Origin of the sequence: Elizabethkingia miricola (assembly GCF_001675285.1) — a bacterium.
GTDB classification, from domain to species: domain Bacteria; phylum Bacteroidota; class Bacteroidia; order Flavobacteriales; family Weeksellaceae; genus Elizabethkingia; species Elizabethkingia miricola.
The window spans coordinates 1-7,377 of record NZ_LSGQ01000020.1 but is presented as its reverse complement, the minus strand read 5'-3'; the positions used below and the strand labels follow the sequence as shown (position 1 = coordinate 7,377).

General features: G+C 34.4%; 13 protein-coding genes. 12 read left to right on the top strand and 1 reads right to left on the bottom strand.

Going from position 1 to position 7,377, the window contains the following annotated elements; genetic code table 11:
- The 10 genes from ATE49_RS11045 to ATE49_RS11000 form a co-directional block, all read left to right on the top strand.
- Positions 1-1,243 (top strand): PD-(D/E)XK nuclease-like domain-containing protein (locus ATE49_RS11045; RefSeq protein WP_221407072.1); only part of this gene is annotated, 1,243 nt, incomplete at its 5' end.
- Between the two features lie 3 nt (positions 1,244-1,246).
- Positions 1,247-1,468: a hypothetical protein gene (locus ATE49_RS11040; RefSeq protein WP_065082223.1), complete on the top strand. Its 222-nt coding sequence runs from the start codon at positions 1,247-1,249 to the stop codon at positions 1,466-1,468.
- A 135-nt stretch (positions 1,469-1,603) separates the two neighbouring features.
- On the top strand, positions 1,604-2,026 hold the full coding sequence (locus ATE49_RS11035; protein WP_065082222.1) for a hypothetical protein: 423 nt from the start codon (positions 1,604-1,606) through the stop codon (positions 2,024-2,026).
- Positions 2,023-2,412: a DUF3127 domain-containing protein gene (locus ATE49_RS11030; RefSeq protein ID WP_065082221.1), complete on the top strand. Its 390-nt coding sequence runs from the start codon at positions 2,023-2,025 to the stop codon at positions 2,410-2,412. Before ATE49_RS11035 ends, ATE49_RS11030 begins: the two co-directional genes overlap by 4 nt.
- Before the next feature lie 11 nt (positions 2,413-2,423).
- Entirely contained in the window at positions 2,424-2,636 is a 213-nt protein-coding gene (locus tag ATE49_RS11025) for a hypothetical protein (RefSeq protein WP_065082220.1), read from the top strand.
- Positions 2,633-2,824 (top strand): hypothetical protein, encoded by a 192-nt coding sequence (locus ATE49_RS20370; protein WP_065082219.1) that lies wholly within the window; start codon positions 2,633-2,635, stop codon positions 2,822-2,824. The genes ATE49_RS11025 and ATE49_RS20370 overlap by 4 nt, the downstream gene beginning before the upstream one ends.
- 1 nt (position 2,825) lies before the next feature.
- Positions 2,826-3,125, top strand: a complete 300-nt coding sequence (locus ATE49_RS11015; protein ID WP_065082218.1) for a hypothetical protein — start codon at positions 2,826-2,828, stop codon at positions 3,123-3,125.
- Entirely contained in the window at positions 3,112-4,026 is a 915-nt protein-coding gene (locus ATE49_RS11010) for a DUF6291 domain-containing protein (protein WP_065082217.1), read from the top strand. The genes ATE49_RS11015 and ATE49_RS11010 overlap by 14 nt, the downstream gene beginning before the upstream one ends.
- A complete protein-coding gene (locus tag ATE49_RS11005) occupies positions 4,001-4,768 on the top strand; it encodes a hypothetical protein (protein WP_065082216.1) in 768 nt (255 codons plus the stop codon). The genes ATE49_RS11010 and ATE49_RS11005 overlap by 26 nt, the downstream gene beginning before the upstream one ends.
- A complete protein-coding gene (locus ATE49_RS11000; RefSeq protein WP_065082215.1) occupies positions 4,758-5,261 on the top strand; it encodes a helix-turn-helix domain-containing protein in 504 nt (167 codons plus the stop codon). The genes ATE49_RS11005 and ATE49_RS11000 overlap by 11 nt, the downstream gene beginning before the upstream one ends.
- Before the next feature lie 7 nt (positions 5,262-5,268).
- Here ATE49_RS11000 and ATE49_RS20035 read toward each other — a convergent pair whose 3' ends face one another.
- Complete coding sequence (locus ATE49_RS20035) at positions 5,269-5,412, bottom strand: ribbon-helix-helix protein, CopG family (protein WP_081278462.1); 144 nt, start codon at positions 5,410-5,412, stop codon at positions 5,269-5,271.
- A 125-nt stretch (positions 5,413-5,537) separates the two neighbouring features.
- Between ATE49_RS20035 and ATE49_RS10995 the strand changes: the two genes are divergently transcribed.
- Together ATE49_RS10995 and ATE49_RS10990 are read left to right on the top strand one after the other, a co-directional pair.
- The gene (locus ATE49_RS10995; protein WP_065082214.1) at positions 5,538-5,846 is read left to right on the top strand and encodes a hypothetical protein; all 309 of its coding nucleotides are present in this window, start codon (positions 5,538-5,540) and stop codon (positions 5,844-5,846) included.
- An 8-nt stretch (positions 5,847-5,854) separates the two neighbouring features.
- Positions 5,855-7,363: a DUF4942 domain-containing protein gene (locus ATE49_RS10990; RefSeq protein WP_065082213.1), complete on the top strand. Its 1,509-nt coding sequence runs from the start codon at positions 5,855-5,857 to the stop codon at positions 7,361-7,363.
- Positions 7,364-7,377 lie beyond the last annotated feature (14 nt).

Here is a 7,377-nt window from a genome sequence, read left to right as displayed (position 1 = left end):
GGTTCTAACAATGAATAGTGATTTTGAAGGTTTTGAATTCGGGGCTGATGTTCTTTCAGCCCTCAATTCAGCCGAAAAAGGCGAATCGTTAACTAAAACGATTGATTATACACGTCCTCTTGCTGAATATGCATCACCACAACAGATTGCTGATTTTATTCTTACGAATAAGAAAACAAAACATGTATACACTAAAGATTTACGTGTCAATGGTGCTGTTGTTCAAGATACTTTCGAAAAATATTTAGGTGCTAAGCATTATGGTAGTTCGACTATAAAAGAAATACTGAAAACGCCGTTGCATTTTTCATTTGCAATAGATGGCGATAAAAAAGCACTCGAAAAACTTGAAGACAAAAAGAACCATTTTGAAATGGGCACATTTGCGCATCAAGCGATTTTAGAGCCTACAAAATTTGACAGAGTAATTGTTGAACCAAAATCTTCTTTATCAAGCACTGAGGGGGTTAATGAGTTAATTAACTTCTGGACAAAGGTTATAAATGATCAGGGGTATGGTATTGACCACGAGGGTAAACAAATTACACCAGAAGAAGCGTTTGATATGGCCAGTAGTGATGTTGTTAAGCTCAATTTATCGATGGATAAAATCGATGGAAAAAAGGTTTATTTCAGAAGTTTAGCTGTATTGTCCGGCAAAGAAGCGATTGGTGAGACTAATTTTCTAAAAATACAGATTCTTAGAAAGCATTATGAGCGTTATGGTGGCGGGCTTTTACCAAGGCTTCTAAAGCATTCTAAAAGAGAAATTTCATTTTATCATACCGATCCAGAAACAGGTATTGATGTGAAAGTTAGACCTGATGCGCTTCAATTTGAAGAAAATATAGGGTGTAATGCTATTATATCGATTAAAAGTTCTGCTTGTGAAGATTTACGTGCATTCATGGCTAATTCAGCAAAACTTCACTATGACCTTTCAGAAGGCATGTATCAAGAGGTTTGTTCAGAAGTGACAGGCAGGGATTTCAACTGTACAATTACCATTTTCTTGCAAACTGTTGCGCCTTTTGCCATTGCTGTATTGGTATGGAAACCAGAAGATATTGAAATGGGCAAATATAAGTATCGTACAGCTCTTAGAGATATTCAAAAATGTGCAGAATTGGGTGTTTATCCAGGTTATGACTCATTGGCAGAAGAAAATACTTTTGGATTGGTTCAAATGAGTTTACCAAACTGGAATAATGTTGAATTAGCACCAAAATCAATAGAAAATTAAAATATGAATTTAAAGAAATTTACGAGTGAAGAACTTGCTCTTATCAAAGAGCATACTTCAACCGATGAAAAGAGAGAAGCTGCTTTAAAGCACGGTTATGTCATTGATACCGTAAACGCTGTGATTCGTAAAGACCGAAGAATAACGGAAGAAAATCAGAACATCTTCCGTGATCTTCTTCGGATAGCCAAAAAAAACAAGAAAAATGTTTTGCAAGCTGAATAAAGAAGGGTTAACCGATTACCCTGAACTATGGTGTAAAATCCTTAAGGTTGTTTATGAGACTGGAAATACTATAATTGCTACTTACAATAGGTCTCATTATTACCTGCATCCAACGCAAATTCAAAAAATTTAACAATGTCTATTACGTCAAACCAAACATACTCTCAGGTAAGAGAACATCTTCCTGAGAAGAGAAGACTTGTCTATGATGCAATAAAAGAAATGAAGTCATGCACCTTTTATGATGTTGCTAATTACTTAAGATTAGAAATAAATCAGGTGTCAAATCGATTCAATGAACTTCTTTTTGCCGGATATATAAAAGTTATCGGAAGCGAAAAGAATGGAATTTATGAACGTGACTTGTACACAATTATTGAAAATAAGTCTGAAATAATTAAAACGCAAGAAAAGCTCTATCAGGGCTATGTCGATAGTAAATCCGAATTAGAACAAGATTTTCACAGATGCCAAACTAATGAAGGCAAAAATTTACTACGAAAAAGAATCAATCATTTAAAAACAAAAATTAACAATTTAAAAGAAATAGCAATATGAGCAAGCAAGTTGGCACATTGGTGCAAAAAAGCGATTTAAAAGAATTCGATGGAGGTTTTAGAGTTCAAGAATTTTATCTGGACTGTAAGCGATATAATCAAGATGATGGTACTGAATATCCTAATATGTTGAAATTTCAAGTTGTTGGGGATAAAATTTCATTGCTTGAGCAGTTCCAGAGAGGTGATAAGATTCAAGTTGACTATAGTCCAAAGGGTAGAGTTTATCAGAAAGACGACGGTACTACAGGGCATGTGCAGAATTTAAATGTATTCAAAATTGAAAGGGTAGGATTTAGTCAGCCAGTTCCTGTAGCTAATCAGTACAATGCAAATCAGAATACCAATGTATTTGGTAATGATGACGATGATGATCTTCCTTTCTAATTCCATGAGTTATGGCCGGACATCCAAGGGTAAGAGGTTTTACCAAAGAAGACAATAAACGCAGATATGCTCTGCACAGAGTATTGAGAAAAGAAGGGTATAAGATAGTTTCTAAAAGTAGGACAATTTATATCAGTGTTGGAGCTTCCTTAGTGGAAAATGCAAGCGCCATCGAGTTGGTAAGAAATTTTGGTTATGCAATTCAAACGTCTGCTTTTGAATGAAAGTAAAAAGGGGGTGGTTATTCAAAGAAGGAAGTATGTTTTACTTAATGGAGGGAAAGAGAATGATCCCGTTTTCAGGCACATTTAATGAGGCGGTAGCGTGGGGGAATGGTGCAAATATATCCCCTAAACCAAATAAGAAAGATAAAAATATCGGTAATAATACAAACACACAAACATTGTTTTAAAATGACAATAGAAAGTTTTTTAAAAACCAAGTATAAAAATGCATTAACTACAAAATGTAGGAATAGAGAATTAGTAATGCAGCGTAGAATGTTGTCTTTATTTCTGGTAAATGAATTGAGAATGAAAAAGATTCATGCGAGCCGTATTCTGGGGTTTTCTCATCAGGCAGTTAGCTTATTCCTTAAGCCGGTTCATGATCCTCAATTTAATAAATTTTATGAAAGTGAAAAAACGGATTTGATACCAGAGTTAGAGAATTTTTGTCAAAAGTATAATATTGAAATGTATGGCAAGGGATAAAAAATCATTTGTCGGTTATTGTGATTGGAGAAACACATTTGACCTCCTGTCGGACGATGAAGCTGGCAAATTGATAAAGCACTTTTTCGCTTATGTGAGTGATGAAAACCCAGTGCTTGATGATAGGCTTTTGCAGATGGCATTTGAGCCAATAAAAACTCAGTTAAAAAGGGACTTATCCAAATATGAAGAGGTTAAGAAAAAAAGGGCAGAGGCTGGTCGTCAAGGAGGTTTAAGAAGTGGGGGAAATCGGAATAAACAAAACGAAGCAAGCGCTTCTGATGTTACAGATTTGGAAGCAAATGAAGCAAATGCTTCGGATGCTAAGCAAAATGAAGCAAACGAAGCTGATAATGTAAATGATAATGGTAATGTAAATGATAATGTTATTCTTTTAGAAAAAGAAACAAAAGGGGAAAATGTCGTTGACGATTTTTCTCCCCCCTCTGACGGAAAAAAAAATTCTGATGAATCAGAGGCAGAAAAATCTTTGAGTAAACCTCTGCCTGTTGTTAAAAGAAAAAAAGTTGCGCGAAAAAAAGAAAATATTCCTGAAGAAGAGTTAATGATCCCGGAAGACTTTAAGCCCATATGGTCTGATTGGCTTGAATATCGGAAAGCAAAAAAGAAAAAGCCATATGCAGGGGTGAAGTGGGAGCAAATGGCGGTAGACAAGTTTCTGGAGATTTCAGGTAATGATCCTAAAGTTGGACGGAAAATATTAAATCAAACGATAGCGTGTAACTGGGAAGGGCTTTTCAAACTAAAAAAAGAATACAGCAGTGGAGAATCAACTAGCGCAACAGGGACGGGATCTAGCAAGGGCAGATCAGTTCAGTCAGGTCAGGTTTCAGGGAAAAATAACCAATTTACCATTGACGATTTTACAGTCCCTTCCTGAGATTGTAAAACGAGAGATAGAGCATCCGATCTTCAAAAATAGTGGCGAAAAGATCATAGAAACCTTGAATACAGTTTCGTCAATGGTTGGGATTAAATTCGACGTTTCCACAAAGGAGGGCAAGGAAGAAAAGAAAATAACTGGGGCGAATTGGATTAGCTTCTGCCAAGGTTACCAACTTACAGGGCTTGAAATTATTGAAGCATATCGGATGGCACTTCGTAAGGATTTTCCAGAAATAAAGGTTTTTCCCAACCTTAGTTTGATAACAGCAGGCGAAATTCTAAAGGCTTATCAGGAGTTTAAGCATGGTAGTGAAGAGTGGAATAAAGGCCGGAAAAGAATATCAAGTGCGCTTAATCCTGTTTTACAGGAGTCTGAAGATGTTAAAAAAGCCAGAAGAGAAAAGATGTGGAACGAGCTTCTGCAGAAGGTCGAAAATAATGAGCCTTGCGTTTATGCTGGACATTTTTATTCTGAATTAGATTCGAAAGGATGTTTTTCCGGATTGACTGCTAGTGACAAGAATGCCTTAATTCGATCAAAAATGCATCAAATTTTAACGAAAGAAGTTCAGAAGGGTAAGAGTATTCATTTTAGAATTAAAGAGGCTAAAAAGCTATTAAATGAACTTGAAGAAAATCGAATAATCAATAATGAATTCTTAAAGGGTCTAGCGATCCAGTTAGTGAAAGATGATTTGGTGTATAACTATTTGAAAAACAACAAGAATGAAACATAAGCGAAAGTCTAAAATAGAGGACTTAACCAATAAGGCAGGGTCTAAGACAAAAACGCAGCAGCATTTAGAAAGCTTAGAAGTTTTAGAAAATGTGAAGGAACTAACCAAGGATGTTCCAGTCATACGCCTTACCAGTAAAGATAATGCTATGAGGCGAAAGCTTGTTAATACAGTTCCTAAGAAAAAGAAAATGTATTATCTGGAAAATCTGAAATACTATAAAGTTGGAGTAGATTATGAAGCGGGATTGTCAAAACTTGAAATTTGTATTAAATACAATCTAACATCAAGTAACTACCTACACGCTTTGAAGCGTTATAAAGACAAGATAAATCCGGCATTAGAACTTCCTAAAAATGATGAAAACCTAATCGCGGTATTAGAAGGTATGAAATTAGGAATGACAATAAAAGAAATATCCGAAAGCACAGGCTTATCTAAAAGTAGTGTTGAGCGACTAAAATCAAATGCCAAGGCAGAGGGGTATATTTAAATACCCATCATTTCAGCTTCTCCTTTTTAGCAAGGTCTCTTATTGCCTCCTCAACAACATTCGCCTGAGTCGACTGTCTCTTTTCAGCTATCTTTTTCAGCAAAGAATCTACTTCATCAGAAACCCTTATTGATAATAATTTTTTGGCCATTCCTACAATATTTTAAGCAAATATATAAAATGTATGTCAAAATAAAATACAAAAAAGTGTAAAAATATTTTGAACGTATTTCAAAATGACATACATTTGTCAAAGAAAATAAAATTAAAAATGTCATGAACGTATTTGAACAATTAAAAGACTTAGAACATAGAAAGGGTTTGTTTACTAAAGAAGATTTTGAAATAAAATTTAAGGCATTAACTGATGCAGCTTCTGATGAAGAGATTCTTTCAGCTGCAAAAGAAGCGAAAAAGATGCCTTTTGGATATACACAAGATACTTTCAGAAGAAGAATATACAGCGCTGTTATTATCCGATATGGACACAAGCCTTTAAAGGGTAGTTATATGCCTGGCAAAACAAGATCATTATTGAAAGATCTTGACTTATATGTATCAAAATACGATTTGTTAAAAAAATAACACACATCATGTTTAATAAAGATTTTTACCCAACACCTGAATCAGTTATTGCACAAATGACTTGGGATTTAGATTTAAATAATAAAGTTGTTTTAGAGCCGAGTGCCGGCAAAGGTGACATTGTAGATTTTTGCCAAAACTCAGGTGCAAATGTTATTGCTTGTGAGCTTAATGATGATTTGAGAACTATTTTACAAGCAAAATGTAAGGTTATTTCTGATGACTTTTTAAAGGTTACCTCCGACATGATTTCTCATATAGATTATATCATCATGAACCCGCCTTTCTCTGCAGATGAAAAACATATTTTATATGCATGGGAAGTTTGTCCCGATGGTTGTGAAATTATTGCATTATGTAATGCAGATATGGTCGGCAATACATATACTAGAAGCAGAAATATCTTATCAAATATAATAACTAATTATGGCACTTATGAAAATATAGGCAATGTATTTTCTTCTGCTGAAAGGAAAACTAATGTTGAGATTGGACTTATTAGAATAACCAAGCCAGGTTCTAAATCTGATTTTTCTGAATATTTCTCTGATGAAGATGATGAGATTGAGAAACAAGAAAATGGAATAATGTCCTATAATGCAATTAGAGAGGTAGTGCAGAGATATGTAAGCGCTGTAAAGCTATACGATGAAGTACTAGCTAATGCAGTAAAAATGAATGCTGTAACATCTGGTATAGGCATTATAGATCTGACTTTTGTTTGTAGAGAAGGCGATGTTCCTACTAATAGGCAAGAGTTTGCTAAAAACTTGCAAAAAGCTTCTTGGCAATGGATTTTTTCTAAAATGGATATGGGAAAGTTTATAACCAGAGGTGTAAGAGATGATATTAATGCATTCATAGAGAAGCAAAAGTCAATGAAATTTACCATGAAAAACATTTATAAAATGTTAGAAATTATAATTGGTACTACTTCTAACAGAATGGATAAGGCATTATTAGAGGTTTTTGATAAGCTTACTATGCATTATCATGAAAACAGATATAGCGTCGAAGGATGGAAGACAAATAGTCATTATTTGGTTAATCAAAAATTTATAAAGGGTAATATTTGTTGGCAGGATCAACGCTGGTACAAGGGGCAATCACAAATAGAAATTAGTTCATCTAATGATATAATAGAAGATCTTGCCAAAGCACTTTGCTTCATAACAGGACGAGACTATGACTACATGCCATCCTTGTACGCTCAAATAAAATATAATTATAAGCTTGTTAATTCTAATGGAGAAACCATTAATGCTTTCTACAGAAAGGATCTTGCGGAACAAGAGAAAGATATATTATCTCAAAAATCTATTTACTGTTCAATAGTTTATGAAGACACATATAATTATGGAGAATGGTTTGATTGGGGATTCTTTGAATGTAAAGCTTTTAAAAAAGGTACAATGCATTTCAAATTTAAAGATCGTGACGTTTGGGCAACATTCAACCAGCACATTGCAAGAATCAAAGGCTATCCACTTCCAGAAGCTATAAAACCCAAAAAATAATTAACTCCCCCCCC

Excerpts from the sequence above, each read along its gene's own strand:
- ATE49_RS10990 (WP_065082213.1), top strand. The coding sequence starts at position 5,855 with ATGTTTAATAAAGATTTTTACCCAACACCTGAATCAGTTATTGCACAA.
- ATE49_RS10995 (WP_065082214.1), top strand. The coding sequence starts at position 5,538 with ATGAACGTATTTGAACAATTAAAAGACTTAGAACATAGAAAGGGTTTG.
- ATE49_RS11035 (WP_065082222.1), top strand. The coding sequence starts at position 1,604 with ATGTCTATTACGTCAAACCAAACATACTCTCAGGTAAGAGAACATCTT.
- ATE49_RS11010 (WP_065082217.1), top strand. The coding sequence starts at position 3,112 with ATGGCAAGGGATAAAAAATCATTTGTCGGTTATTGTGATTGGAGAAAC.
- ATE49_RS11040 (WP_065082223.1), top strand. The coding sequence starts at position 1,247 with ATGAATTTAAAGAAATTTACGAGTGAAGAACTTGCTCTTATCAAAGAG.
- ATE49_RS11015 (WP_065082218.1), top strand. The coding sequence starts at position 2,826 with ATGACAATAGAAAGTTTTTTAAAAACCAAGTATAAAAATGCATTAACT.
- ATE49_RS11025 (WP_065082220.1), top strand. The coding sequence starts at position 2,424 with ATGGCCGGACATCCAAGGGTAAGAGGTTTTACCAAAGAAGACAATAAA.
- ATE49_RS20035 (WP_081278462.1), bottom strand. The coding sequence starts at position 5,412 with ATGGCCAAAAAATTATTATCAATAAGGGTTTCTGATGAAGTAGATTCT.
- ATE49_RS11000 (WP_065082215.1), top strand. The coding sequence starts at position 4,758 with ATGAAACATAAGCGAAAGTCTAAAATAGAGGACTTAACCAATAAGGCA.
- ATE49_RS20370 (WP_065082219.1), top strand. The coding sequence starts at position 2,633 with ATGAAAGTAAAAAGGGGGTGGTTATTCAAAGAAGGAAGTATGTTTTAC.
- ATE49_RS11030 (WP_065082221.1), top strand. The coding sequence starts at position 2,023 with ATGAGCAAGCAAGTTGGCACATTGGTGCAAAAAAGCGATTTAAAAGAA.